Here is a 24,617-nt window from a genome sequence, read left to right on the forward strand (position 1 = left end):
CCGCGCTCGCCGACACCATCAACGGGATGATCGAGACCCTCGCCACCTTCGCCGACCAGGTGACCAATGTGGCCCGCGAGGTGGGCATCGAGGGCAAGCTCGGCGGCCAGGCGCGCGTGCCCGGCGCCGCCGGCCTGTGGCGGGACCTGACCGACAACGTCAACGAGCTGGCCGCCAACCTGACCACCCAGGTGCGCGCCATCGCAGAGGTCTCCACCGCGGTGACCAAGGGCGACCTGACGCGGTCGATCACCGTCGAAGCCTCCGGCGAGGTGGAGGAGCTGAAGAACAACATCAACGAGATGATCCGCAACCTGCGCGAGCAGACGCTCAAGAACACGGAGCAGGACTGGCTGAAGACCAACCTCGCCCGGTTCACGCGGATGCTGCAGGGCGAGCGGGACCTCTCGACGGTGTCGAACCTGGTGCTCTCCGAGCTCGCGCCGCTGATCAATGCGCAGCACGCGGTGTTCTACGTCACCGACCGCGACGAGGAGGGCGGCACGGTCCTGAACCTGGCTGCGTCCTACGCCTTCAACTCACGCAAGCACCTGGCGAATTCGTTCAAGCTGCGCGAAGGGCTGATCGGCCAGTGCGCCTACGAGAAGAGCCGCATCCTGCTGACCAACGTGCCGCAGGACTACGTGCAGGTCTCCTCGGGCCTGGGCGAGGCGCCGCCGAGCAACATCATCGTCCTCCCCGCCCTGTTCGAAGGCGAGGTGAAGGCGGTGATCGAGCTCGCCACCTTCGGCGAGTTCAACGAAACCCAGCAGCAGTTCCTGGACCAGCTGATGGAATCCATCGGCATCGTGCTCAACACGATCGCCGCCAACATGCGCACCGAGGGCCTGCTGAAGCAGTCGCAGCTGCTCACCTCCGAGCTGCAGGCGCAGCAGGAGGAGCTGAAGAAGACCAACGACCGGCTGGAGCAGCAGGCCGCGTCTCTGCGGCAGTCGGAGGAGCTGCTCCGCGCCAAGCAGGAGGAGCTGCAGCAAACCAACGCCGAGCTGCAGGAGAAGGCGCATCTGCTGTCCGTGCAGAACCAGCAAGTCGAGGCCAAGAACCGCGAGGTCGAACAGGCCAAGATCGCGCTGGAGGACAAGGCCGAGCAGCTGGCGCTGACCTCGAAGTACAAGTCCGAGTTCCTGGCGAACATGAGCCACGAGCTGCGGACGCCGCTCAACTCGCTGCTGATCCTCTCCAAGCTGCTGGCCGACAACGGCCAGGGCAACCTGTCCGACAAGCAGGTGGAGTTCGCCCGCAACATCCACGACGCGGGCACCGACCTCCTGGGCCTGATCAACGACATCCTCGACCTGTCGAAGATCGAGTCCGGCACGGTCACGCTGGACATCGGCGAGATGTCCTTCGCGAGCCTCAGCGACCATGTCGACCGCACCTTCGCGCAGGTCGCGGCCGACAAGAAGCTGGACTTCATCATCGACCTGGATCCGGCCCTGCCGCGGTCGATGTACACCGACGACAAGCGCCTGCAGCAGATCATCAAGAACCTGCTGTCCAACGCCTTCAAGTTCACCGAGAAGGGCTCGGTCAAGCTGAAGGTCTCCCGCGCGCACGGCGGCTGGAACACCACCAACGACCACCTCAACACCGCGGGGCAGGTGCTGGCCCTGTCGGTGGAGGATACCGGCATTGGCATCCCAGAGGACAAGCAGCGGATCATCTTCGAGGCCTTCCAGCAGGCCGACGGCACGACCAGCCGCAAGTACGGCGGCACGGGCCTCGGCCTTTCGATCAGTCGCGAGATCACCCGCCTGCTGGGCGGCGAGCTGAGGGTGACGAGCACGCCGGGCCGCGGCTCGACCTTCACCCTCTACCTGCCGCTGAACTTCAGCCCGGCCCAGGCGCCGAGCCCGGCCGCCCGCGCGGCCGCGGCGGCGGCGCTGCCGCGGCCGATACTGCTGCCCTCGGCCTTCTCCGAGGAGCCGGTGGAAGCGGTGGCCGACGACCGCGACTCGATCGCCTCGTCGGACTCGGTGGTGCTGGTCGTCGAGGACGATCCGCGCTTCGCCTCGATCCTGCTGTCGCTGGTCCGCGAAAGCGGCTTCAAGGGCGTGGTCACCGGGGAAGGCTCCGCCGCGCCGTCGCTGGCGCGCCGCTTCGGACCTGACGCGGTGATGCTGGACATCGGTCTGCCGGACATGGACGGCCTGGCGCTGCTGGATCTCCTGAAGCGGACGCCGGAGACGCGCCACATCCCGGTGCACGTGATCTCGGCGGACGATCAGAAGGGGCTCGGCCTGTCGATGGGCGCCTTCGGCTTCACCCACAAGCCGGTGGAGCGGGAGGTCGTGGTCTCGACCCTGCAGGGCGTCAAGAGCTTCGTCGACCGCGCGGACCGGCGCATCGTGCTGGTGGGCTCCGAGGGCGAGGCCGCCGAGACCCTGCGGCAGTGCTTCACGCAGGTGGAGCTGGTCGAGAGCCTGGCTCCGGTGCTCGCACGGCCCGCCGCAGAGCGACCGGATGGGTTGGTGATCGAAGCCTCGACGTTGCCCGCGACCCAACTGGTCGAGCTCATGAAACAGGCCGAGGGCCGCTGCGTCCCGGCGGTGGTGTTCGCGCCCGATGAGCTCGATCCAGACGACGATCGCCGGCTCAGATTGGCGGTGTTCGGCGGCCTGATCCGGCTGGCCCGCACGGCCGATCAGCTTGTCGACCAGGCGAGCCTGCTGCTGCACGAGCCGCTCGAGCGGCTGTCGCCGCCCGCCAAGGCGAAGCTCAACCAGAGCAAGCTGGACGATCCAGTGCTCGCTGGCCGCAAGATCGTGGTGATCGACGACGACATCCGGAATATCTTCTCGCTGGCTTCGGCCCTGGAGGAGTACGGGATCGAGCTGAGCTACGCCGAGAGCGGCCGGGCGGGACTTGAGGTGCTCGAGAGCCAGCCGGACGTGGATGTCGTGCTGGTGGACATCATGATGCCCGACATGGACGGCTATGAGACCATCCGCGAGATCCGTTCGCGGGCGGGCATGACCGACCTGCCGATCGTGGCGGTGACCGCCAAGGCCATGAAAGGGGACCGTCAGAAGTGCATCCAGGCGGGCGCCTCGGATTATGTCTCGAAGCCGGTGGACATCGACCATCTGGTCTCGGTGCTCAGGGTCTCGATCCAGCGCGCCGACGCGATGAAGCTGGCGAGCGACACCGTGGTCATGATGCCGCAAGCGAGTTGATGTGAGCCGAGCCGTACGGACCAGTACTGCGGCTTCCAGGTGGCGGCCCGAGCCGGTTGCTCCGCCTGACCTGGAGGGGCCGCTCGAGGCGCGAATCCTGGTCGTCGACGACGACGAGCGGAACGCCTTCGCCGCCGTGCAGGCCCTGGAGGAGCTGGGCCACGAACTGGTGGTCGCACGCTCCGGCGAGGAGGCGCTCAAGCGCCTGCTGACCGAAGAGTTCGCGGTCATCCTGCTCGACCTGCACATGCCGGGCATGGACGGCTACGAGACGGCGCAGTTCATCCGCTCGCGGCGGCGCACGGCACGAACGCCGATCGTCTTCCTGACCGCGATCTTCCGCGACGAGGCGCACGTGTTCCAGGCCTATTCGGCCGGCGCGGTGGATGTGGTCTTCAAGCCGGTGGACCCGTTCATCCTGAAGTCCAAGGTGCAGGTCCTGGTCGACCTCTACCTGAAGACAGAGGAGGTGAAGCGCCAAGCGGCCTACCAGCAGTGGCTGATCGACGAGCACGACCGGGTGAAGGCCGAGAAGGCGCTGGCCGAGCGGGCGCTGCGGGAGACCGAGGCGCGGCAGGAGGCGATCCTCAAGCATCTGCCGATCGTGATCCATTCGCGCAGCATCGAGCCGCCGTTCGCGCCGCTCTTCGTCTCCGAGGCAGTGAAGGACATCACCGGCTTTCCCGCCTCCCGTTTCGTGGAGCAGCCGAACTTCGGCTCCAGCCGCGTCCACCCGGACGACCTGGCGATGGTTGTCGAGCGCGTTTCGGAGGCGGCGAAGACCGGCTTCTACAGCGTGGAATTCCGCTGGCAGTGCGCCGACGGCCAGTACCGCATCCTGCAGGACACCGGCGTCGCCGCGCCGAGTCTCGACGGGGAGGCCCGCGAGATCTTCGGTGTCATTCTCGACGCCACCGACCGCAAGCATCTCGAGGAACAACTGACCCAGGCGCGCAAGATGGAGGCGGTGGGCCAGCTCACCGGCGGGGTCGCGCACGACTTCAACAACCTGCTCACCGTGGTGCTCGGCAATATCGACATGCTGGCGCGCAAGGCCGAGGACGAAGCCCGCCGCGCGCGCCGCATCGACGCCATCCGCCAGGCCACCGAGCGCGGCCGCGACCTCACGCGCCAGTTGCTCGCCTTCTCGCGCCGGCAGCACCTCTCGCCGGTCAGCCTGGATGTGAACACCTTGATCCGGGATTTCACCCCGCTCATCCACCAGGCGGTCGGCGAGGCGGTGACCCTGGAGGTGAAGCTTTCCGATCAACCGCTGTATGCACACATCGACCCGACGCAGCTCGAGACCGCGCTCCTCAACCTGGCGGTCAACGCCCGCGACGCCATGCCGAGCGGCGGTTTGCTGGCGATCGACAGCCGTCTGGAAGGCCCGGCCGGCGGCCCCGAGCAGGTGGTGATCGAGGTGCGCGACACCGGCGTCGGCATGAGCCCGGAGGTCCGCGAGCGGGTGTTCGAGCCGTTCTTCACCACCAAGGAGGTCGGCAAGGGCTCGGGGCTCGGCCTGTCGCAGGTCTACGGTTTCGTCCGCCAGTCGGACGGTGACGTGCGGGTCAAGAGCGCGCCCGGCGAGGGCACCACCTTCCAGCTCCGCCTGCCGGCCAGCGAGGCGCCCGCCGAAACGGCGCCGCCGGCGGAGCCGCCACCCGCAGCCGAAGGCGGCGATGAGCGCATCCTGCTGGTCGAGGACGATCCTACGGTCCTGGCCCTGACGCTCGATATGCTGTCCAGTCTCGGCTACCAGGTCACCACCGCCACCCACGGCGCCGAGGCGCTGGACATCGTCCGCTCCGACGCGCGCATCGACCTGCTGTTCACCGACGTGGTCATGCCGGGCGGCGTGAGCGGATTGGAGCTGGCGCGGGCCGCGCGCGAAACCCGGCCCGGACTTCCCGTGCTGCTGACCTCCGGGTTCATGGGCGAGGGCGCGGTGTTGGAGACCGCCGAGTTCCCGCTGCTCGACAAGCCCTATGAGACCTCGGCGCTCGCAACCAAGCTTCGCCGCATCCTGAACCCCACGAAGCGCAAGGCGGGGCGAGGCTCGGGCGGCCGGCGCCATTCGGTGGATGCGGATTCCTCGGTGGCGGCGGAGTAGCCCGGCCGGGCCGGATCGCCTCAAGCCATCGGGATGGCGAAGGGGATGATGCGCGCCTCGTAGATCGTGCGGCCGCCGGGTTCGAGATCGACCATTCCGGTCGCCACATCGCGCGGCCACTCGCGGCCGTAGGGATCGGCGAGGTTGAACTGCGGCTCGACCACGACGAAGGCCTGATCGGGCGGCGCATAGACCTGCACGGCCCTGACCGCCGACGACGGGGAGACAATCCGAAGTCCGACGCCGGCGGCGGGATCGAGGATCCGGGCTTCGAGCAGGCCGTCTCGCCTGGCGAGCTCGGTGAAGCAGTCGTCGAGATAGCGGTCGCCGAGCGCCGCGCCGTCCTTGGCCGAGAAGTCGTAGTCCGACCCGCCGGTCGGCAGCACGCGCCCGGTGGGCAGCACCTGCTGGTAATTGTCGACCTCCACGCGCGCGGCCGCCGCCAGATGCAATCGCGCCTGTTCGCGGCGGCCGCTCGGCAGGGCGAAGTAGGGGTGCCAGCCGACGCCGAGGGGCAGGTGTCCAGGGCCGCGGTTGGCGACCGAGACCTGGACCGAGAGGCCGCCGCCGGCGAGGCGCCAGACGACTTCGATCTCGGCCGACCCTGGCCAGCCGCAGCCGAAGTCGCCGGCGGACAGGCGGCCCGTGAGCCGATCGGGTGACGGCTGCTCGTGCTCGAACGCCTTGTCGAGAATCAGCCCGTGCATGGCGTACTCGTCGCGCGCGGGGCCGCCTCCCCAGTTCGCCGGCAGCCGGACCGGTTGGCCGGCGACGGTGGTGGCGATCTCCCGCGCGCCGGCGACGCGCGCGCCGGTGATGCGGTTGGCGTAGGGGACCAGGATGGCGCCGCCGAAGCTGAACGATTTGTCGCCGTTGAAGTCGTCCGGCCCGCCCGAGAGCGCCTGCGCGGCCACGGCTGGCGCGGGCGCGTGGATGGCGTCCACCACCTCGCCCGACGGCAGGCGCAGCCTCGCCTGCAACAGCATCATGCCGCGCCCGGGGAGCACCTCGGCCGCCAGCAACGCCGGCCCTTCGGCCGGCGCGTCCCGGGCCTCGAGCACCATCACCGGCGCGCCGCCGATCGTCAGCGGCGCGTTCATCGACTGGCGCTGGCTTCGCCTCGCTCGTTCGCGTCCAGCTCGACGGCGCGTAGGTGGCGGGCGTCGGCGCGCTGCCGCTGGGCCGAGCCCTGCTCGTGCTCGGACGGCGGCACCACGGGAACGGTGAGGCAGACGCTCTGGGTGGGGAGCACCTCGCCCCAGTCGGCGATCAGCTGCCTGTAGCTGATGCCCACCGGGCGGATATCGCGGTTGAGGTCGTAGAGTCCCACCGGGTGGACCCGGTCGCGTTTCTCGCGGAGGGCATTGTCCCAGTCGATCTGGTCGGTCAGCGAGTACCAGGTGAAGCCGACGGTCGGCACCCCGTCGTTGCGGACCCGCAGAACGTTGGCCCACTCCTTCCACAGCCAGTTGACCGCCTCGTCGCCGTTCGGGCCCTCGGCGATGTTGGTCTCGGTGTGCATCACGGGCAGTCGGTAGCGGCTGTAGTACTGCCGGGTGATCTCCGAATAGCCGAAGATCTCGCCGGAGGCCCGGGTCTCGCCGGTCTCGGAAATGCGGTGCTCGTTGGTCCAGTAGTAGTCGTTGCCGAGGATGCAGTGATGATGCAGGGAGTTGCCGAGGAAGAAGTGGTACTCGTCACGCGTCATGCCGTTGTCCACCAGGTACTCGTACATCTCCGAGTCGACGCGGTGGCCGTAGTTGAGGTCCAGCGACAGGAACCGGCGTGAGTTCTCGATCTCCGCCGGCTTGATCGCCGCGGGATTCTCCGCGTGGAAATACTCCGAGGATTCCGACTGGATGAAGATGGCGTCGGCGCGGACCTTCAGGATCTCCTGCATGGCGCGCACGTTCGCCTTCACGATGTGCTTCAGGGCGGTGACGAAGGTCTGATCGCTCGTGCCTTCCTCGTTCCACCAGCCGTACTTGGCCGAGAACAGGGCGCAGATGAACATCTCGTTGACCGGCGTGTAGAGCTGAACCCACGGAAACCGCCGCGCAAACGCCGCCGCGTAGCGGGCGAACAACTCTGGGAAATCCGGATTCTGGAAGTCGCCCAGCCAGTCGGGCACGCCGAAGTGGCAGAGGTCGACGATCGGGATGATGTCGCGCCGCTTCAGCTCGGCGAAGGTGATGTCGGCGAATTCCCAGTCGTAGCGGTCCGGCCCGGTCAGCGTCGTGTACAGGGGCGGGCCGTAGCGCAGGAAGCGCAGGCCCAGCTCCTCGACGAGCTCGAAGTCCTTGCGCCAGTAGCGGTAGTGGCCGCAGGACTCCATCTGGTCCACGCGGATCCGGCCGCCCTTGATCTTGGGGATGGAATTCTCGATCCCCGTGGCGAACATGAAAGCGGAGATGGCGCATCCTCCGGATTTGCGCGCTTTATGAGCCGCACCCCAAGCCTAGAACACCAAGTGCGGGCCGTGGGTTCAATGGTCTTGGCGGCGCCGCCCCTGGCCGGCCCTAGTCCTCCGCCGGCTGCCCGTTGATCTTACGACAGCGCGAGACCAGGGCCAGGTGATCCACGCCGCTCTGGACGTTGCGCACCCAGGCTTTGTCGCCGTGCACGGCGATGACCTCGAAATGCGGATAGAGGTTCGCGCCGGTGCGCACGAGATCGCCCACGCTGATGATCTCGTCGTACCCGCGTTCGTGGCTGATCGCGAACACGTCCGAATAGCTCGACAGAGTCATCTCCGGGGCACCCTTCCCGATTCGTCGAATTAGATAGTAGCCCGGTGACTCTGAACGGTATCCAAACACGCCTAGTCAGGTTGTCGCAGCATGGTGACGCTTCCTCGGCCCCGATCGTACCGGGCGGCTGTGGAGGCGTCGGGAGTGAGCTCATGGATGGCGTCCGTTGCGTCGTGGATTCGCAAGACAAATTGGGCGAGGGCCCCTGCTGGTCGCCGCGCGAAGGACGGCTCTACTGGTTCGACATCAAGGGCCGGAAGCTCAATTGGCACGAGCCGGAGAGCGGCCGCTTTGGGCGCTACGACCTGCCGATGCGCGCAAGCGCCGCAGCGCCCAGGACGGCCGGCGGGCTGTTGCTGGCCACCGAGCGCGGACTCGCGTTCTTCGACCCCGGTTCCGGGAAGACGGATCTGCGGCAGCCGATGGACCTCGGAGCGGGGTTCCGGTCGAACGACGCGGCGATGTGCGTCGACGGCTGCTTCTGGTGGTCGAGCATGGACGACGACGGCGGCAAGCGGCCCGGCGTCATCTTCCGCACCCGCCCCGGCGGCTTCACCGAGCCGGTGATCGAGGGGATCCACATCTCCAACAGCCTGGGCATGAGCCCAGACGGCGCACGGCTCTACCTGGCCGACACCAAGCTCTCGACGATCTGGGCCTATGATCCGCAGGACCTTTCGAAGCGGAGGGTGTTCGCCACGACCAAGGGGCAGAACGGCGGCCCGGACGGCTCGGCGGTCGACGTTGCCGGCTTCCTCTGGAACGCCCATTGGGGCGAGTGGAAGGTGGTCCGCTACGCGCCCGACGGCTCGGTCGACCGGGTGATCAAGATGCCCGTCGAGCAGCCTTCCTGCTGCTGTTTTGGCGGCCCGGACCGCAGCATCCTCTTCGTCACCAGCGCCTGGGAGGGACTCACGGACGCCGCCCGCGCCGGGCAGCCCCACTCCGGCAGCCTGTTCGCGCTCGATCCGGGCGTCAGAGGGCTCGAAACGCCGCTGTTCGCGGCGTAAGGCGCCAGGCGCCCACGATCGGAATCGTCAGGCATCGGGCGGGACGGCCGGCTCGGGAAGGATCGGCGACGTGGAATCCATGTAGGTCAGCCACTCCGCCCAGACGGTGTGGGTATGGCGTAGCGTGAGCCGGATGCGGCACGTCAGCTCCTGCGAGCCGCGGATGGTGCCGCCGGACCATCGCTCGAACACCGCCGCGCACTCCGCGTCGCGATAGGCCGCCCAGGCGCGCTCGGCGGCCGCAAAGCCGCGACGGGCCCGCTCGGCTGCCGGATCCTCGCCGGTCTCGTCGCGCAGCCGCCTTTCGGCCGCGGCCACATAGCGGGCGAGATCGGCCTCGGCGCGGGTGAGCCGTTCGGCCAGGCACTGCTCGACGGCGGGGGTCGTGGCCCCGGAGCATGGCGGCGGCTCTGCGGAGCGCCCACCGGCGACGCTGGCGGCCAACACGAGGGCGAGCATGGGCATTTCGGCGGTTCAGCCGTGGGCTTCGGCGGCGAGGCGGCTCGGAGCGGCGTCCGGGCGGCGGACCAGATCGACGATGTCGCGCACGAAGCTCTCGGTGTTGTGGCGCGCGGCCGGCACGCCCCAGACGCCGGCCGCCTCGAGCGCCTCGAAGCCGCCGCCGATCGCGAACAGGGCGCGGAACGCCTCCTTCTCGACGAGTCCTGTGGGCAGCATCTTGACCTCGGCCGCCCGCAGCCCCGCCACGACGGTGGCCAGCGTACGGGGCTTCAGCGCCGGCGGAACGCGGGTGAGGAAGGCGCGGTGCGCGAGGGCGGAGCCGGCCCGCTTGCCGAACGCCTCGGTCATGCGCGCCGCCTTGATGGCCTCGCGCAGGTCGAGCTGCGAGCCCGCCACGGGCGTTAGCGCCAGGTCGAACCGCAGCGCGGCGAACACCATGGCCCCGCGCTCTGAGCCCTCGGTGTCGACGATGAACCACTCCGGCTCGCGGCGGCTCGCCTCGCGCACGGCGTCGCGGATGTCCTGAACGGTGGGCGCTGGGTGGACGCTGATCGAGGCGGGCCGATCGGGCAGGGAGGCCCAATGCACCAGCGGCTTGTTGGGATCGGAATCGATCAGCGCGACGCGCGCGCCGCTTTCCGCAAGGCCCAGCGCCAGCAGCAGGGCCGCTGTCGTCTTGCCGGCTCCGCCCTTCGGACTGATGAACGCGATATTCGGCACCTGGCCCGTCCTCATCCAGGAATGATCGAATCTTTAGGATGCGTTGGCGCCGCGGTCACCTGGCGCAGGCCGCGCGCCTGCGCGACATGACGTCCTCTTCGGCCCGCCGTTCAGTGTCCTGCAGACGGCTAGGAGGTCGCCTGAACCGAGCCGCGGGCTTATGGGTTCTCGCTCTAGGCGTCGAGAGGGACCTGCCGGATGGCCGACAAATCGCTGCGCAGCCAGAGAAGCTACGGCAAGATCGACCGTGACGGCTTCATCCACCGCAGCTGGATCAAGGCCACGGGCCTTCCTGACCACGTCTTCGACGGCCGCCCGATCATCGGCATCGCCAACACCTGGAGCGAGCTGGTCACCTGCCAGGTGCACCTGCGGGAGCTCGCCGGCTTCGTGAAGCGCGGGATCTGGGAGGCGGGCGGGGTGCCGATCGAGTTCCCGGCCATGAGCCTGCCGGAGACGCAGATGCGGCCCACGGCGATGTTGTTCCGCAATCTCCTGGCGATGGAGGTGGAGGAATCGATCCGCGCCAATCCGATCGACGGGGTGGTGCTGATGGGCGGCTGCGACAAGACCACGCCAGGCCTCCTGATGGGGGCGGCGAGCGTCGACCTGCCGTGCATCTTCGTCTCCTCCGGGGCGATGCTGAACGGCAAGTTCCGCGGCCAGGACCTCGGTTCGGGCACCGACGTCTGGCGGTTCTCCGAGGCGGTGCGAGCGGGCGAGATGAGCCTGGCCGATTTCATGGCCGCCGAGAGCGGCATGAGCCGCTCGGCCGGGGTCTGCAACACCATGGGCACCGCCTCCTCGATGGCGAGCGTCGTGGAGGCGCTGGGCATCTCGTTGCCCAACAACGCCGCCCTGCCGGCGGTTGACGCGCGACGGCGCGTGCTGGCGCACCTCTCCGGCAACCGCATCGTCCAGCTGGTGAAACACGACGTGAAGCCGTCGGACATCCTGACCCGCAAGGCGTTCGAGAACGCCATCCTGATGCACGCAGCCTGCGGCGGATCGACGAATGTGGTCGTCCACCTGCTGGCGCTGGCCGGCCGGCTGGGCGTCGCTCTGAGCCTGGAGGACTTCGACCATCTGGCCCGCGAGGTCCCGCTGCTGGTGAACCTGATGCCCTCGGGCAAGTACCTGATGGAGGACTTCTGCTACGCCGGCGGGGTGCCGGCGGTGATGAAGGAGTTGGGCGATCTCCTGAATCGAGAGGTCATGACCGTCGCCGGTCGGACGGTGGGCGAGATCGCCGAAACGGGCGAGGTCTGGAACCGCGAGGTCATCGCCACGCGCGAGGCGCCGTTTGGGCCGTCATCGGGCGTCTGGGTGCTGCAGGGCAACCTCTGCCCGCAGGGCGCGATCCTGAAGCCCAGCGCGGCCACGCCCGAGCTGCTCACCCACCGCGGCCGAGCCGTCGTGTTCGAGGACATCGAGGACTACCACGCGCGCATCGACGATCCGGCGCTCGAGGTGGACGCGACCTCGATCCTGGTGCTGAAGGGCTGCGGGCCGAAGGGTTACCCTGGCATGCCCGAGGTGGGCAACATGGCCCTGCCGCAGAAGCTCCTGGGCCGTGGCGTGCGCGACATGGTGCGGATCTCCGACGCGCGGATGAGCGGCACGGCCTATGGCACGGTGATCCTGCACGTCGCGCCGGAAGCCGCCGCAGGCGGCCCGCTGGCCCTGGTCCGGAACGGCGACGAGATCGAGTTCGACGGGCCGAACCGCCGGCTCGAGCTCAGAGTGGACGCGGCCGAGCTCGCCCGCCGCCGCACCGCCTGGGAGGCGGTCCGCGCCGCGCCCGCCTACGAACGCGGCTGGTACCGGCTCTACATCGACACCGTGCTGCAGGCCGATCGCGGGGTGGACCTCGATTTCCTGGTCGGCAAGTCCTCCAGCGTGGTGACCCGGGAGTCGCATTGATGAGCCGGTACGCGAGCTATCCCAGCCTGAAGGACAAGGTGGTGTTCATCACCGGCGGCGCCTCGGGCATCGGGGCGACCTTCGTCACCAGCTTCCACGACCAGGGCTCGAAGGTGGCCTTCGTCGACCTCAAGCAGTCCGACGGCGATGCGCTGATGCGGAAGCTGGGCGGCAACGCCTGGTTCAAACAGTGCGACGTCACCGACGCCAAAGCGCTGCAGGGCGCGATCGGCGCGGCGGCGCAGGCGCTCGGGCCAATCACCGTGCTGATCAACAACGTCGCCAACGACACCCGCCAGACGACTGCCGAGATGACGCCGGAGGCCTGGCGCAAGGACCTGGCCGTCAACCTCGACCCGGTGTTCATCGGCTCCGACGCCGTCTATCCGATGATGAAGCAGGCCGGCGGCGGGGTGATCATCAACCTCTCGTCGATCAACGCCATCCTCGGGCCCGAGCGGCTGGCGGGCTACGTGGCGGCCAAGGGCGCCATCAACTCGCTCTCCAAGACGCTGGCCCGCGAGTGGGGGGTCGACAAGATCCGGGTCAATGCGCTGTCGCCCGGCTGGGTGGTCACGCCTCGGCAGCTCGAGCTGTGGCTCACGCCGGAGGCCGAGGCCGAGTGGATGAAGCTGGTGGCGCTGAAGGAGCGGATCATGCCGGAAGACATCGCCAGGCTGGCGCTGTTCCTGGCCTCGGACGACAGCCGGATGATCACCGGCCAGAACCTGATCATCGACGGCGGACGCACCTGAATGGGCGAGGCCGCCCTGCTCGCGTGCGACTGGGGCACCACGAACCTGCGCGCCTGGACGCTGGATAAGCGCGGCGAGGTCGTGGCCCACAAAGCATTCGACCTGGGCGTCTCCAGGCTCGAGCCGGGCGAGGCGGGCGAGCGGTTCCAGGCCGAGGTGCAGCCGGCCCTGCAGGCTGTCGGCCTGCCGGCTATCCTCTGCGGCATGGTGGGCTCCAACCTGGGCTGGACGGTCGCGCCCTACGCCGACTGCCCCGCCGGCCTGCCGGAGCTCGCGGCCTGCCTGGCGGCGGTGGAGGCGCACGCCGCCTGGGTGCGGATCGTGCCCGGCGTGAGGTGCGAGGGCCTCGCCGGCGCGCCCGACGTGATGCGCGGGGAGGAGACGCAGATTCTCGGGTGGATCAGCCAGCATCCGGACCGCGCGCGGGGCCGCCACGTCGTCTGCCATCCGGGGACGCATGCGAAATGGGTGCTTGTCGAGGACGGCCGCATCGTCCGCTTCGTCACCGCCATGACCGGCGAGCTGTTCGCCGTGCTGACGCACCACAGCGTGTTGAAGAGCGAGGCGCCGGCCGACGATGTGGCCGCCTTCGACGAGGGCCTCGCCGCCGCGGGGGAGGGCGAGGCGCTGGCGGCGCGTCTGTTCACCGCGCGGGCTAGGGTCGTGGGCGCGGGGAAGGCGGCCGAGACCACGCCCAGCTACCTCTCGGGCCTGCTGATTGGGGCGGAGGTGGCGGCGGTCCCGAAGCTGATCGGCCTTTCCGGCCGCGAGTCCGTCACGCTGCTGGGCGAGCCTGGCCTTTGCGCGCGCTATCGCCGGGCGCTGGACGCCCGCGGCGTGGCGAGCGAGACCTTCGACGGCGAAGTCGCGGCGCTCGCTGGCCTGTATTCGCTCTATCGATCGGGAGCGCGGCGATGACGCTCGACGAGGCTCTGCAGGAAGCTCCGGTGGTGGCGATCGTGCGTGGAATCCGCCCCCGCGAGATCCTCGACCACGCCCAGGCGCTCTACGACGCCGGCCTGCGCGGCGTGGAGGTTCCGCTGAACTCGCCGGAGCCGATCGAGAGCATTCGACGGCTCGCCGAAGCGTTCGGCGATCGGATGGCGACCGGCGGGGGCACGGTGCTGCGGGCGTCCGACGTCGAGCGGGTCGCCGCGGCCGGCGGGCGGATCATCGTCGCGCCGAACACGGCGGCAGAGGTGATCCGGCGGGCGCTGGCGCTGGGGCTCGATCCCACCCCTGGCTTCGCCACCGCCAGCGAGGCCTTCGCCGCGATGGAGGCCGGCGCGAAGCACTTGAAGCTGTTTCCGGCCGCGACCTACGGCCCGGGACACGTCAAGCAGTTGAAGGCGGTGCTGCCCGCGCAGGTCACCCTCTGGGCGGTGGGCGGCGTCGGGGCCGAGGACCTCGCGGCGTGGTGGGCGGCCGGTGCGCGCGCCTTCGGCCTGGGCGGCGAGCTCTACCGCGCCGGCCAGTCGGTCGCCGAGACCGCGGAGAAGGCCCGCCGCGTGATGGCCGCGGTGCGGGACTTGCGCTGAACCGATCCCGGGCTCAGCTGACCTGGGCGCTCGGCCGGACCGGCTGATTGGCGAGCGCGCCTTGGACGACCGCCTCGGCCTCTCCGGTGAACTCCACCTCCGCCACCATGGCCGCATAGCGGGCGATCGCGTTGTCCAGGGCGGGCATGATCTCGCCGCGCTCGGTGCCTAGCGCCGCGAACGCCGGCCGCGCGGCGGGCCAGCCGAAGCTCGCGGCGGGCATGGGGCGGATGAGACCGTCGTTCAGTCCGAGCGCGCCGGCGATCAGCCGGGCGAACTCGGCCCAGGAGACCGCGCCCTGGTTGGCCAGGTGGCGCAGGCCGGTCTCGCCGTCGATCATCAGATCGAGCGTCGTGTCCACGAGGTCCGGGACGTAGGTCGGCGAGACCACCAGGTCGGAGGCGGCCTCGAGCGTCTGCTCCTGCCCCAGCGTGCGCACGACGTGGGCTGCGAAATTGTGGGGATCGAACGGGGAGAAGAACGCCGCCGTGCGGATCATCAGGGTCCGGCCGCCGAGCGCCAGGACCTGCGCCTCGGCGCGCGCCTTGCTGAGGCCGTAGACGTTGAGCGGGGCGAGCGCATCGCTCTCGAGGTAAGGCCGGGGGCTCCTGCCGTCGAACACCAGGTCCGAGGAGAAGCCCGCGAAGGCCAGGGCGCGCTCGGCGCAGGCCTCAGCGAGGCGCACCGCCCCGGCGGTGTTGGCCGCGAGGCAGCCGTCCGGCTCGGCCTCGGCGTCGTCGACGCGCACCCACCCGGCGGCGTTGATCACGCCCCAAGGCTGCGTCTCGTCCAGCACGCGGGCGATCGAGGCCGCATCGTCGAGCGCGAGCTCGGCGCGGCTCGTCAGGCGGTAGGCGATGCCGCGCCATTCGCAGGCCCGCGCCAGGGCCTTGCCGAGCGTGCCGGTGGCGCCGGTGATCAGCAGCGGACGGGCGGCCGGAGCCGGCAGGCTCCAGGCGCGTCTCGGTTCGGGAGTCTCCACGGTGCGGAACACCGGACGGAATTGCAGGCGCAGGTCGCGCCGCCACCAGCCCGGCCCCTGCGAGGCGGGATGCGGCTCCCCGCCGCTCGCCAGTCGCGCGATCTCGGCGGCGAGCGCGGTCGGCCGGGGGGGCTCGCTGCGCACGTCGAAGGCGCCCACCTCGTAGTGGCCGGAATGGCGGGTGAGCAGGCTGTTCCAGTCGAACGTCCCCAGGAGCGCCCAGGCGGTGACCGCCTGCACCTCGACGCCGCGGCCGCGCAGCGCGAGCGCGGTCTCCCAGGCCTCGCGCAGCCAGCGCACCTGCTCCTCGCGGGTGCAGCCGTTATGAGACTCGGTGACCGCCAGCGGAGTCCGGTAGCGAGCCCAGGCCTCCTCCAGCGCGCCTTCGACGCCGCCGGGGCCGGGCAGGGCGACCCGCACGGCCTCCACGTCGGCGAAGGCCATGGCGCCGTTGCCGCCGATCCGCTCGGGCGGGTAGGCGTCGCAGCGATCGTCGAGGAAGCGATCGCTGGTCAGGTAGTGGTTCACGCCGATTACGTCCGGCGGGCAGGGGTCGTCGGCGATGGCCCGCAGCCGATCGCCGAGGCCGAAGCCCTCCAGCCTCGCCCAGAACGGATGCTCCGGCGTGACGAGCCCCGCCAGCAGGTCCCAGGTCATCCAGCGCCGGGTGTTGTCGAAGTTCGCTTGGTCGGCGACCGGCCGTGTCGCGTAGGTGCGGCCGAGATCCTCGGTCTGGATCAGCCGCGCGTCGGGGCGCACCTCGCGGATCTCGCGCATCGCGAAGCGGGTGGCGTCGATCTGGTTGAGCAGCGCCGCCCAGAACATCGGCTCGTCCGTCAGATGCGGATACCAGTGGCCGTAGAGCGCGGAGAACCGGGCGGTGGTGAGCGGCTCGTTGATCGGTGTCCATTCGGAGATCCAGGGGTAGCGTTCCGCGGCCGCGCGAGCGAACCGGCCGAGGCCTTCGGCGAAGCCTTCGTCCAGCAGGTTGGTGTGCTTGGGCCCGCTGCCGTGATGCAGGAGGCCCGCGATCGGCCGCAGGCCGAGCTCGCGGATGCGGCCGAGCCGGCGGTCGGTCCAGGCCCAGTCCTGCTTGTCCGGACGCTGCGGCGCGACACGTTCCCAGAGCAGCGGATAACGCAGCGCCTGGATGCCGAGCGCGGCGAAGCGCTCCAGATCCTCGATCCTGTGCTGGTGGCCCGAGCGGATGGTCTGGTCGTGGAAGACGCCGCCCACGCGGTTCACGCTGCACTCGTGACCGCCCCACAGCTCAAGCGGTTGCATCTGACCCTGCCTCTCCCGTCGCATCCCGAATGTTAAGCCCTTACAACTGAAGATTGTTCCAGAAATCCGGGCCTTTGAGCTGGAACTTCAATCCGTGCGAGGGAATTATGGGCGACATGGATCGGGGATCGAAGCCCGCCGTGCTGGTCACGGGCGGAGCCGGCTACATCGGCGCACACACGGCCAAGGCCCTGCACGAGCAGGGCTTTTTTCCGGTCGTCTATGACGATCTCTCGTCGGGCTTTCGCGAGGCGGTGCGCTGGGGCGAATTCGTCCACGGCGACATCCGTGACGCGCGCGCGCTCGGCGAAACGATCGAGGCGCACGCGATCAAGGCGGTCATCCACTTCGCCGGCCTGATCGAGGTGGGCCGCTCGGTGGTGCGGCCGGACCTTTTCTGGGACATCAACGTCGGCGGGACGATGTCGCTGCTCTCGGCGATACGCGAGCGGGGCGTCGATCGGCTGGTCTTCTCCTCCAGCGCGGCGGTCTACGGCCAGGGCGGGCGAGGGCCGCTGGAGACCATTCCCGAAGCCGCCCCCAAGGCTCCGGCCAGCCCTTACGGCGACACCAAGCTCGCCTGCGAATGGATGATCGCCGCGGAGTGCCGGGCTTACGGCCTCTCGGCGGTGGCGCTGCGCTATTTCAACGCCGCGGGCGCTGATCCGTCGGGCCAGATCGGCGAGGCCCACGAGCCGGAGACGCACCTGATCCCGCTGGCCATCGCGGCCGCCATCGGGCGCGGCCCGGCGCTCACGGTGTTCGGCACGGACTACGATACGCCCGACGGGACCTGCCTGCGCGACTATATCCACGTGAACGATCTGGCTGCCGCCCATGTGGCGGCGCTGAATGTCGAGCTTCCGGCCGGCCGCTTCGAAGCGGCCAACGTGGGCGTCGGCCAGGGCCGCTCGGTGCTCCAGGTGGTGGAGGCTGTGGCCCGCGCCGTGGGGCGACCCGTACCGCACGCCATCGGCGCCCGCCGTGCCGGCGATCCGGCGAGCCTGGTGGCCGATCCCGGCTACGTCCGCGAGCTGCTGGGCTGGAGCGCCCAGTGCTCGGACCTTGACCGGATCGTCGCAGACGCGCTCAGGTGGGAGGCGCAGCCGGCCTATTCGACCGGGGGGCGGGCGGCGGGCCCGACCGCCCGCACCCAGCCCCAATAGTCGGCTGCCCGACAAAACTTGGCCGCTGCGGCTGGTTTCCCAACCCTCGTCTGCCGATTACTTGACTATTTCAGCAACCGCGGCGACGGCCCCAGGAACCATCGTGGGTCCCGGGTATTATTCCGATGGGCTTCGTGTGTCACATTTCAAAAGGAATGCGCCCTTGAACTCGCAGCAGTTCCCGAGCGCCGATGGCGCTTATTCAATTCCGATCGGGCCGCGTTCGCGAGGGCGTCAGACAGTCATTTGCTTTTCCCACCTCCGCTGGAATTTCGTCGTCCAGCGTCCGCAACACCTGATGACCCGGTTCGCCAGGACCCGCAGGGTGATCTTCTGGGAGGAGCCGCTCGAGGACGCGGCGGCGTCGACCCCTACGCTCAAGAGCGAGGTCTGCCCGGAAAGCGGGGTCATCGTGCTGACGCCGATCCTGCCGCCGGGCCTGGATGCGGGCGGCCGCGACCAGGTGCTGAAGGGGCTGCTCGACGGGGCCCTGGCCGCGATCGAAGGCGACCTCATCCGCTGGTACTACACGCCGATGATGCTGCCGTTCTCCCGGCATCTGGAGGCGGTGTGCACCGCCTATGACTGCATGGACGAGTTGGCCAACTTCAAGTTCGCCCCGCCCGAACTCACCCTGCTCGAACGCGAGTTGATGGCCACGGCCGACGTCGTCTTCACCGGCGGCTACTCGCTGTGGGAGGCCAAGCGGGACCGGCATCGCAACATCCACCCGTTCCCCTCCAGCGTGGATCGGGCGCACTTCGCCAAGGCCCGGAGCCTTCGCGCGGAGCCGGCCGACCAGGCCAAGCTCCCCTGGCCGCGGCTCGGCTTCTACGGCGTCGTGGACGAGCGCATGGATCTCGGCCTGCTCGCCGCCCTGGCCGACGCGCGGCCCGAGTGGAGCCTGGTGATCGTGGGCCCGGTGGTGAAGATCAGCCCGGACGACCTGCCGCGGCGGCCGAACCTGCACTACCTCGGCGGCAAGGCCTACGACGACTTGCCGAAGTACCTGGCTGGCTGGGACGTCGCGCTGATGCCGTTCGCCATCAATGAGTCCACCCGCTTCATCTCGCCCACCAAGACGCCGGAATATCTGGCCGGCGGCCGCCCGGTGGTCTCGACGCCGATTGTCGACGTCGCGCGGCACTATGGCGAGCTGGAGGCCGTGAAGATCGCCGGCGACGCCGCGGCGTTCATCGCCGCCTGCGACCAGGCGCTCGCGCTCTCGCGGATCAAGGGGCCGTGGCTGAAGGCCGTGGACGCGGCGCTTGCGGCCAACTCCTGGGACGAGACGTTCACGCGGATGAACCTGGAGATCACCCGGGCGGCGGCGCTGCGCAGCCCGGCGATGCTGGTCGAAGAACCCGCCTCGCCGGCGATCCGGCCAGCCTCGCGCAAGAAGCCCTTCGACTATCTGATCGTGGGCGCGGGCTACGCTGGCTCGGTGCTCGCGGAGCGGCTGACCAGCCAGCTCGGCAAGCGCGTGCTGCTGATCGACCGGCGGCCGCACATCGGCGGCAACGCCTACGACGAGAAGAACGCAGCCGGCGTCCTGATGCACAGATATGGCCCGCACCTCTTCCATACGAATTCAGAAGAGGTGGCCAATTACCTGTCGCAGTTCACGAAATGGCGGCCTTACGAGCACCGGGTGCTGGCCTGCGTGAAGGGCGGGCTGCACGTCCCGATCCCGATCAATCGCACGACGCTCAACCTCCTCTACGGCCTAGACCTGCAGACGGATCAGGAGGCCGAAGCCTATCTGGAGAGCCGCGCCGAGCCGGTCGAGCGGATCCGCACCTCGGAGGACGTCGTGATCTCCAAGGTCGGCCGCGAGCTCTACGAGACCTTCTTCCGCGGCTATACGCGCAAGCAATGGGGCATGGATCCGTCCGAGCTCGACAAGAGCGTCACCGCTCGGGTGCCGACCCGGACCAACACCGACGACCGCTACTTCACCGACAAGTTCCAGAACATGCCCGCCGAGGGCTACACCCGAATGTTCGAGAACATGCTGGACCAGGCCGGCGTCACGCTCGAGCTCGGCGCCGAGTTCGAGGATGTCCGCGAGGAGGCCGACTACGACCGGCTGATCTTCACCGGCCCGATCGACGAGTACTTCGACTATCGCTACGGCGCCCTGCCGTACCGGAGCCTCGAGTTCCGCCACGAGATCCTGGATCAGGAGTGGTTCCAGCCGGTCGGCACGGTGAACTATCCGGCTGAATCGGTGCCCTTCACTCGGATCAGCGAATACAAGCATATGACCGGCCAGACCTGCCGGAAGACCACGATCACCTACGAGTTCCCGCGGGCCGAGGGCGAGCCCTACTATCCGGTGCCGCGGCCGGAGAACCAGGCGCTCTACAAGCGCTACGAAGCGCTGGCGCTCGATACGCCGAATGTGCAGTTCGTCGGGCGGTTGGCCACCTACCGCTACTACAACATGGACCAGGTCGTGGGGCAGGCGTTGGCGACCTTCCGGCGGATCGCCGAGCGCGAGGGCCGGGCGGTGATCGCCGCCCAGGCGGCGGCGCGCGCGGTGGCCGCGAACTGAACGGGCGGGATTTGGCCGCCGGTCTTGCAATCCGGGGCGCAATGCTGAAGGTTGCGCGCGGTGAGGGAAGATGAGCCGGATTGATCGTGAGACGAGCCGCCCCGCGGGGCGAGAGCCGGAGAGCTTCGCCGATCCCGTGGACGTGGCGGTGGGCGCCCGCATCCGGCTGCTGCGCAAGCTGCGCGGACTCTCGCAGCAGGCGCTGGCCGACGCGGCCGGCGTCACCTTCCAGCAGATCCAGAAATACGAGCGCGGCGCGAACCGCGTGTCGGCGTCCATGCTGGCGCGCATCGCGGCGACCTTGAACACGCCGGTCTCGGAGCTGTTCGGAGAAGTCTCGCCGGCCAGCGGCGCGATCGACCAGGTGGCCGTGCTGCTCGCGCAACCCGGCGCGCTCGAGTTGCTGCACGCCTTCGCCGAGCTGCCGCGCGGTCAGTCGCGGGCGGCGCTGGTGGACTTTATCCGCAGCCTCGCCGCGGAGCGCCGCGACTGGGCCGCGGCGACGAGCGGCGATCCGGAGCTCACGCGGGCTCGTTCAACGCCTTGAGTGCGCGCTCCTTGACGGCCTTGTAGTCGACCTTGCCGTTCGGCGCCCGGCCGATCGTCTCCACCACCACCAGCTCGCGCGGCGCCTTGTAGCCGGCGAGATGGTTGCGCACGTGGTCCGACAGCTCGGCGAGCGTCGGCTCGGCGCCGCCCTCCGGCTCGACGACGGCGCAGATCCGCTCGCCGAAGCGGGCGTCGGGGACGCCCACGACGACCGCGTCGCGCACCGCGTGATGGGTCTTCAGCGCCTCCTCCACCTCTTCCGGGAAGACCTTCTCACCGCCGGTGTTGATGCACACCGAGCCGCGGCCGAGCAGCTTCAGGGTGCCGTCGGCGTTCACCTCGGCCCAGTCGCCGGGCACGCTCCAGCGCTTGCCCTCCAGGGTCTTGAACGTCTTATCGGTCTTTTCGGCATCCTTGTAGTAGCCGAGCGGCAGGAAGCCGGACACCGCCACCATGCCGCGCTCGCCGGAGCCCGGCTCGATGCGCCGCCCGTCCTCGGCGAACACCCCGCAGTTGGGCCCCAGCGCGAAGGCCGCGGTCTGGACTTCCTGGCCGGGCGCCGAGGCCGAGATCCCCATGCCGACGGCTTCGGAGGATCCAAACGAATCCATGATGATGGCGTTCTTGCAGTGGCTGAGCAGGCCGCGCTTGTTCTCCTGGCTCCACATCGAGCCGGAAGAGCTCATCACCCGAACGTTGGAGAGGTCCCAGCGGCCGGGATTGGCCTCCAGCGCCTCGAGCATCGGCGTGGAGAAGGCGAGGCCGACGATGACGATGTTGGTGGCCTTCAGCCGCTCGGCCTCGTTCCACAGCTCGATGGGATTGAACTTGCGCGAGGGGAGGGTGGCGACGGTTCCGCCGACATTGAGCGAGATGAACGAGGAGAACTGGCCGGTGCCGTGCATCAGGGGACAGGCGACCAGGCTGGTGGGCTGCGGCAGCAGCTCGGTGCCGATGCGGCCGAGGAGCTCCGGGATATCGGTCGCCGGCGGGATCCCGGCGACGACGTTGCCGCCCGCGCCGATCACGTTGAACAGGTCATCCTGCCGCCACATGACGCCCTTCGGCATGCCGGTGGTGCCGCCCGTGTAAAGCAGCAGGAGATCGTCCGGCGAGCGGCCCCAGGGCGCCTTCACCGGCCGTCTGGCGTTGGTGTCGGCGACGATGGTCTCATAGTCGCCAGCCCAGGTCGGCGCGTCATGGCCCGGCTCGGCGACGGCGATCCAGGCCTTCACCTTCGGCAACCGCGCGCGGATGATCTCGATGGTCTCCTCGAAGCCGGCGTGGAAGACGATCGCCTCGGCATCGGCGTTGTCGAACAGGTAGATCAGCTCCTCGGGACCGTAGCGGTAGTTGGTGTTGACCGGCGCGAATCCGCCCTTGAAGGCGGCGTAATAGGTCTCGAGGTACTCGGGTCCGTTGTAGAGGTAGGCGGCGACCTTCGCCTGATGGCCAAGACCGGCGGCGACGAGGTGGGCGGCGAGCGCGTCGGCGCGCGCGTCGAACTGCCGCCAGGTGACCACCCGCTCGCCTTGGATATGGGCGGGGCGGTCCGGCTGCGCCGCGGCGATGGCTTCCCAAACGTCGGCGAAGGTCCAAGACGTCATCGCCATCCTCCCGAACTGTTGTGGTTTTCAGCTCCGATTGGCGGGCCGGACGGAGGGGAAGTCAACGCCCCTGCGGAGGGAACGGCCGAGCCGCGCTTGGGGTTTGGACCCTGAGGCCGGCGCGGCCGGCGAACCCGAGCACCGAAGAGTCCGACAATGCCGATCGACACCTATTCCGATGCAAGCACCCCCAGCGCGTACGGCGGGACGTATCGTGACGAGACCTATTCGGAGGGCCGCAGCAGCTACCGCGACGTCGGCGCGCAGATCTTCCTCTGGCTCGCCTGGGCGGTCGCCTTCGCCTTCTGGGTGTTCTCGATGACGATCGACGCAGGGATCGTGCGGGCGCTGGCGCAGGGCGGTCACAACACCCTGGCGGGCGGGCTGGATTCCAGCGGCTCCCTGTACTTCCTGATCGGCGTCTTCGGCTTCTTCGTGCTGGGCGTCGCCATCGCCTATGGCGCAGCCCGCTGGGCGACCCGCGACAAGCGGCTGGATCCGACGACCGAGGCCGCGACGGCGCAGATTTACGACGAGCTCGAGCGCGGCATCCCGCCCCATGGCGCGCCGGGCGGCCGCAGGCGCGACGAGGGCGACGCCCACCGCCCGGCCTGACCGCCGCCGAGCTATATCGGCGCCCGGCAGCCCAAGCGTTGCATTCGAGTGGCGCTCAGGGCGCGCGCCACGTAGCATACCGCGAAGCGACTCAGTCACGCGCTTCGCGTGCGGGGCGCCTGACTCTTAGCTGGGGGAGCCCAATGGCCGACACCAAGAAGAACAACGCGCTGCAGAAGCCCATGACCCCGTCGCCGCAGCTCGCGGCCGTGGTGGGCTCTGGCCAACTGTCCCGTGGCGAGTGCGTCTCGAAGATCTGGGACTACATCAAGCGCAACAACCTGCAGAATCCGCAGAACAAGCGCGAGATCGTGGCGGACGCCAAGCTGAAGCCGGTGTTCGGCGGCAAGGACCGGGTGAGCATGTTCGAGATGAACAAGCACCTGGCGCAGCACCTGAAGTAGCGTCCGGCCGCCGCGGCGTGGGGACGCCGCGGACGCGCCCATGGAGAGCGAAGGACCTCGCCGGCCGCTTGCCGAGCGAGGTTTCTTCGTGCCTTTAGCCGCAGGATCCGGGAGGCGATCCATGCGGCTGGCGACATTCCGATCCGGCGAGGCCGCGCACGTCGGCGTGCGTATCGGCGATACGCTGGTCGACTTGGCTGTCGCCGCGCCCGAGCTTCCGACGAGCCTGGCCGGTCTCCTCGTCCTGGCCGACGGCTTGGCGCGCGCGGAGGCCGCGGCCGCCCGCGCTGGACCCGAGGCTCGGCTGCGGCTGGCGGATGTGACCCTGCAGCCGCCGATCCCAAATCCCGGCAAGATCATCTGCCTGGGGCTGAACTACCCGGACCACGCCGCCGAAAGCGCCATGGAGAAGCCCTCGGCCCCCAATGTCTTCCTGCGCACCGCCCAGTCGCTTACCGCGCACGGCGCGCCGATCATCAAGCCTAGGGCCTCGAGCGCGCTCGACTTTGAGGGCGAGCTCGCCGCGGTGATCGGCCGCACCTGCCGGGCCGCGACCCAGGACGAGGCGCTGGAGGCCGTAGCCGGTTACTCGGTGTTCAACGACGGCTCGCTGCGCGACTTCCAGATGCGCGCCTCCCAATGGACGCTGGGCAAGAACTTCGACGCCACCGGCGGCTTCGGGCCGGAGCTGGTCACGGCCGACGAGCTGCCGGCGGGCGCGGCGGGGCTGCGGCTCGAGACGCGGCTGAACGGCCAGGTAATGCAGTCGGCGGACACCGCCGAGATGATCTTCGGCGTGGCCGAGACCATCGCCTATGTCAGCCAGGTGACGACGCTGGTTCCCGGCGACGTGCTGGTGATGGGCACTCCGGCCGGCGTGGGATTCGTCCGCCGCCCGCCGGTCTGGATGAAGCCCGGCGACGTCTGCGAGGTGGAGATCGAGCGCATCGGCATCCTGCGCAACCCGATCGCCGCCGCGTGACCG

20 protein-coding genes are annotated in these 24,617 nt (G+C 69.3%); 13 read left to right on the forward strand and 7 right to left on the reverse strand.

Annotated features, from left to right (window positions below; genetic code table 11):
• Both Q0W60_RS08535 and Q0W60_RS08540 read left to right on the forward strand, forming a co-directional pair.
• The coding region (locus Q0W60_RS08535; RefSeq protein ID WP_297694537.1) for a response regulator at positions 1–3,197 on the forward strand (3,197 nt) is incomplete at its 5' end.
• A gap of 1 nt (position 3,198) precedes the next feature.
• Positions 3,199–5,310 (forward strand): response regulator, encoded by a 2,112-nt coding sequence (locus Q0W60_RS08540; protein WP_297694539.1) that lies wholly within the window; start codon positions 3,199–3,201, stop codon positions 5,308–5,310.
• A 20-nt stretch (positions 5,311–5,330) separates the two neighbouring features.
• On the opposite strand, the gene Q0W60_RS08545 is transcribed toward Q0W60_RS08540, so the two are convergent.
• The 3 genes from Q0W60_RS08545 to Q0W60_RS08555 form a co-directional block, all read right to left on the reverse strand.
• Positions 5,331–6,410, reverse strand: a complete 1,080-nt coding sequence (locus Q0W60_RS08545) for an aldose 1-epimerase (RefSeq protein WP_297694541.1) — start codon at positions 6,408–6,410, stop codon at positions 5,331–5,333.
• Positions 6,407–7,711, reverse strand: coding sequence for a family 1 glycosylhydrolase (locus Q0W60_RS08550; RefSeq protein WP_297694543.1), 1,305 nt, complete (start codon positions 7,709–7,711; stop codon positions 6,407–6,409). Before Q0W60_RS08550 ends, Q0W60_RS08545 begins: the two co-directional genes overlap by 4 nt.
• 118 nt (positions 7,712–7,829) lie before the next feature.
• Positions 7,830–8,060 carry a hypothetical protein gene (locus tag Q0W60_RS08555; protein WP_297694545.1) on the reverse strand — a complete coding sequence of 77 codons (231 nt, stop codon included), beginning with the start codon at positions 8,058–8,060 and terminating at the stop codon, positions 7,830–7,832.
• Between the two features lie 152 nt (positions 8,061–8,212).
• On the opposite strand from Q0W60_RS08555, the gene Q0W60_RS08560 reads away from it, so the two are divergent.
• On the forward strand, positions 8,213–9,070 hold the full coding sequence (locus Q0W60_RS08560) for an SMP-30/gluconolactonase/LRE family protein (RefSeq protein ID WP_297694547.1): 858 nt from the start codon (positions 8,213–8,215) through the stop codon (positions 9,068–9,070).
• Positions 9,071–9,097: 27 nt separating this feature from the next.
• Here the strand turns inward: Q0W60_RS08560 and Q0W60_RS08565 are convergent, their stop codons facing one another.
• Together Q0W60_RS08565 and Q0W60_RS08570 are read right to left on the reverse strand one after the other, a co-directional pair.
• A complete protein-coding gene (locus tag Q0W60_RS08565; RefSeq protein WP_297694549.1) occupies positions 9,098–9,535 on the reverse strand; it encodes a lysozyme inhibitor LprI family protein in 438 nt (145 codons plus the stop codon).
• Between the two features lie 9 nt (positions 9,536–9,544).
• A complete protein-coding gene (locus Q0W60_RS08570) occupies positions 9,545–10,252 on the reverse strand; it encodes a ParA family protein (RefSeq protein WP_297694552.1) in 708 nt (235 codons plus the stop codon).
• A 198-nt stretch (positions 10,253–10,450) separates the two neighbouring features.
• On the opposite strand from Q0W60_RS08570, the gene Q0W60_RS08575 reads away from it, so the two are divergent.
• Genes Q0W60_RS08575 through Q0W60_RS08590 form a run of 4 tightly spaced genes read left to right on the forward strand, consistent with a single transcriptional unit; the run spans position 10,451 to position 14,468 of the window.
• Entirely contained in the window at positions 10,451–12,175 is a 1,725-nt protein-coding gene (locus tag Q0W60_RS08575; RefSeq protein WP_297694554.1) for an IlvD/Edd family dehydratase, read from the forward strand.
• On the forward strand, positions 12,175–12,930 hold the full coding sequence (locus tag Q0W60_RS08580; RefSeq protein ID WP_297694555.1) for an SDR family oxidoreductase: 756 nt from the start codon (positions 12,175–12,177) through the stop codon (positions 12,928–12,930). The genes Q0W60_RS08575 and Q0W60_RS08580 overlap by 1 nt, the downstream gene beginning before the upstream one ends.
• A complete protein-coding gene (locus Q0W60_RS08585; protein ID WP_297694557.1) occupies positions 12,931–13,848 on the forward strand; it encodes a 2-dehydro-3-deoxygalactonokinase in 918 nt (305 codons plus the stop codon).
• Positions 13,845–14,468, forward strand: coding sequence for a 2-dehydro-3-deoxy-6-phosphogalactonate aldolase (locus Q0W60_RS08590; RefSeq protein WP_297694559.1), 624 nt, complete (start codon positions 13,845–13,847; stop codon positions 14,466–14,468). Before Q0W60_RS08585 ends, Q0W60_RS08590 begins: the two co-directional genes overlap by 4 nt.
• Before the next feature lie 13 nt (positions 14,469–14,481).
• Here the strand turns inward: Q0W60_RS08590 and Q0W60_RS08595 are convergent, their stop codons facing one another.
• Complete coding sequence (locus tag Q0W60_RS08595) at positions 14,482–16,734, reverse strand: family 1 glycosylhydrolase (RefSeq protein ID WP_297694561.1); 2,253 nt, start codon at positions 16,732–16,734, stop codon at positions 14,482–14,484.
• Positions 16,735–16,841: 107 nt separating this feature from the next.
• On the opposite strand from Q0W60_RS08595, the gene galE reads away from it, so the two are divergent.
• From galE to Q0W60_RS08610, 3 genes are all read left to right on the forward strand, one after another.
• Positions 16,842–17,900, forward strand: a complete 1,059-nt coding sequence (galE, locus tag Q0W60_RS08600) for a UDP-glucose 4-epimerase GalE (protein WP_366075359.1) — start codon at positions 16,842–16,844, stop codon at positions 17,898–17,900.
• Positions 17,901–18,198: 298 nt separating this feature from the next.
• The gene (glf, locus tag Q0W60_RS08605; protein WP_297694563.1) at positions 18,199–20,457 is read left to right on the forward strand and encodes a UDP-galactopyranose mutase; all 2,259 of its coding nucleotides are present in this window, start codon (positions 18,199–18,201) and stop codon (positions 20,455–20,457) included.
• Between the two features lie 70 nt (positions 20,458–20,527).
• The gene (locus Q0W60_RS08610) at positions 20,528–21,004 is read left to right on the forward strand and encodes a helix-turn-helix domain-containing protein (protein WP_297694565.1); all 477 of its coding nucleotides are present in this window, start codon (positions 20,528–20,530) and stop codon (positions 21,002–21,004) included.
• Here the strand turns inward: Q0W60_RS08610 and Q0W60_RS08615 are convergent.
• Positions 20,979–22,613 (reverse strand): acyl-CoA synthetase, encoded by a 1,635-nt coding sequence (locus tag Q0W60_RS08615; protein ID WP_297694567.1) that lies wholly within the window; start codon positions 22,611–22,613, stop codon positions 20,979–20,981. The two genes, Q0W60_RS08610 and Q0W60_RS08615, sit on opposite strands and share 26 nt — an antisense overlap.
• Before the next feature lie 156 nt (positions 22,614–22,769).
• Between Q0W60_RS08615 and Q0W60_RS08620 the strand changes: the two genes are divergently transcribed.
• The 3 genes from Q0W60_RS08620 to Q0W60_RS08630 all read left to right on the forward strand — a co-directional run bounded on the left by Q0W60_RS08620 (position 22,770) and on the right by Q0W60_RS08630 (position 24,614).
• Positions 22,770–23,228 carry a hypothetical protein gene (locus Q0W60_RS08620; RefSeq protein WP_297694569.1) on the forward strand — a complete coding sequence of 153 codons (459 nt, stop codon included), beginning with the start codon at positions 22,770–22,772 and terminating at the stop codon, positions 23,226–23,228.
• A 143-nt stretch (positions 23,229–23,371) separates the two neighbouring features.
• Positions 23,372–23,632, forward strand: a complete 261-nt coding sequence (locus Q0W60_RS08625) for an SWIB/MDM2 domain-containing protein (RefSeq protein ID WP_297694571.1) — start codon at positions 23,372–23,374, stop codon at positions 23,630–23,632.
• Between the two features lie 121 nt (positions 23,633–23,753).
• A complete protein-coding gene (locus tag Q0W60_RS08630) occupies positions 23,754–24,614 on the forward strand; it encodes a fumarylacetoacetate hydrolase family protein (RefSeq protein ID WP_297694572.1) in 861 nt (286 codons plus the stop codon).
• The last annotated feature ends 3 nt before the right edge of the window (positions 24,615–24,617 follow it).

Source organism: Phenylobacterium sp. (assembly GCF_025934275.1).
Lineage (GTDB): Bacteria > Pseudomonadota > Alphaproteobacteria > Caulobacterales > Caulobacteraceae > Phenylobacterium.

Excerpts from the sequence above, each read along its gene's own strand:
- Q0W60_RS08630 (WP_297694572.1), top strand. The coding sequence starts at position 23,754 with ATGCGGCTGGCGACATTCCGATCCGGCGAGGCCGCGCACGTCGGCGTG.
- galE (WP_366075359.1), top strand. The coding sequence starts at position 16,842 with ATGGGCGACATGGATCGGGGATCGAAGCCCGCCGTGCTGGTCACGGGC.
- Q0W60_RS08620 (WP_297694569.1), top strand. The coding sequence starts at position 22,770 with ATGCCGATCGACACCTATTCCGATGCAAGCACCCCCAGCGCGTACGGC.
- Q0W60_RS08565 (WP_297694549.1), bottom strand. The coding sequence starts at position 9,535 with ATGCCCATGCTCGCCCTCGTGTTGGCCGCCAGCGTCGCCGGTGGGCGC.
- Q0W60_RS08545 (WP_297694541.1), bottom strand. The coding sequence starts at position 6,410 with ATGAACGCGCCGCTGACGATCGGCGGCGCGCCGGTGATGGTGCTCGAG.
- Q0W60_RS08555 (WP_297694545.1), bottom strand. The coding sequence starts at position 8,060 with ATGACTCTGTCGAGCTATTCGGACGTGTTCGCGATCAGCCACGAACGC.
- Q0W60_RS08625 (WP_297694571.1), top strand. The coding sequence starts at position 23,372 with ATGGCCGACACCAAGAAGAACAACGCGCTGCAGAAGCCCATGACCCCG.
- Q0W60_RS08610 (WP_297694565.1), top strand. The coding sequence starts at position 20,528 with ATGAGCCGGATTGATCGTGAGACGAGCCGCCCCGCGGGGCGAGAGCCG.
- Q0W60_RS08550 (WP_297694543.1), bottom strand. The coding sequence starts at position 7,711 with ATGTTCGCCACGGGGATCGAGAATTCCATCCCCAAGATCAAGGGCGGC.
- Q0W60_RS08580 (WP_297694555.1), top strand. The coding sequence starts at position 12,175 with ATGAGCCGGTACGCGAGCTATCCCAGCCTGAAGGACAAGGTGGTGTTC.
- Q0W60_RS08595 (WP_297694561.1), bottom strand. The coding sequence starts at position 16,734 with ATGCAACCGCTTGAGCTGTGGGGCGGTCACGAGTGCAGCGTGAACCGC.
- Q0W60_RS08585 (WP_297694557.1), top strand. The coding sequence starts at position 12,931 with ATGGGCGAGGCCGCCCTGCTCGCGTGCGACTGGGGCACCACGAACCTG.
- Q0W60_RS08560 (WP_297694547.1), top strand. The coding sequence starts at position 8,213 with ATGGATGGCGTCCGTTGCGTCGTGGATTCGCAAGACAAATTGGGCGAG.
- glf (WP_297694563.1), top strand. The coding sequence starts at position 18,199 with ATGACCCGGTTCGCCAGGACCCGCAGGGTGATCTTCTGGGAGGAGCCG.
- Q0W60_RS08575 (WP_297694554.1), top strand. The coding sequence starts at position 10,451 with ATGGCCGACAAATCGCTGCGCAGCCAGAGAAGCTACGGCAAGATCGAC.
- Q0W60_RS08590 (WP_297694559.1), top strand. The coding sequence starts at position 13,845 with ATGACGCTCGACGAGGCTCTGCAGGAAGCTCCGGTGGTGGCGATCGTG.
- Q0W60_RS08615 (WP_297694567.1), bottom strand. The coding sequence starts at position 22,613 with ATGACGTCTTGGACCTTCGCCGACGTTTGGGAAGCCATCGCCGCGGCG.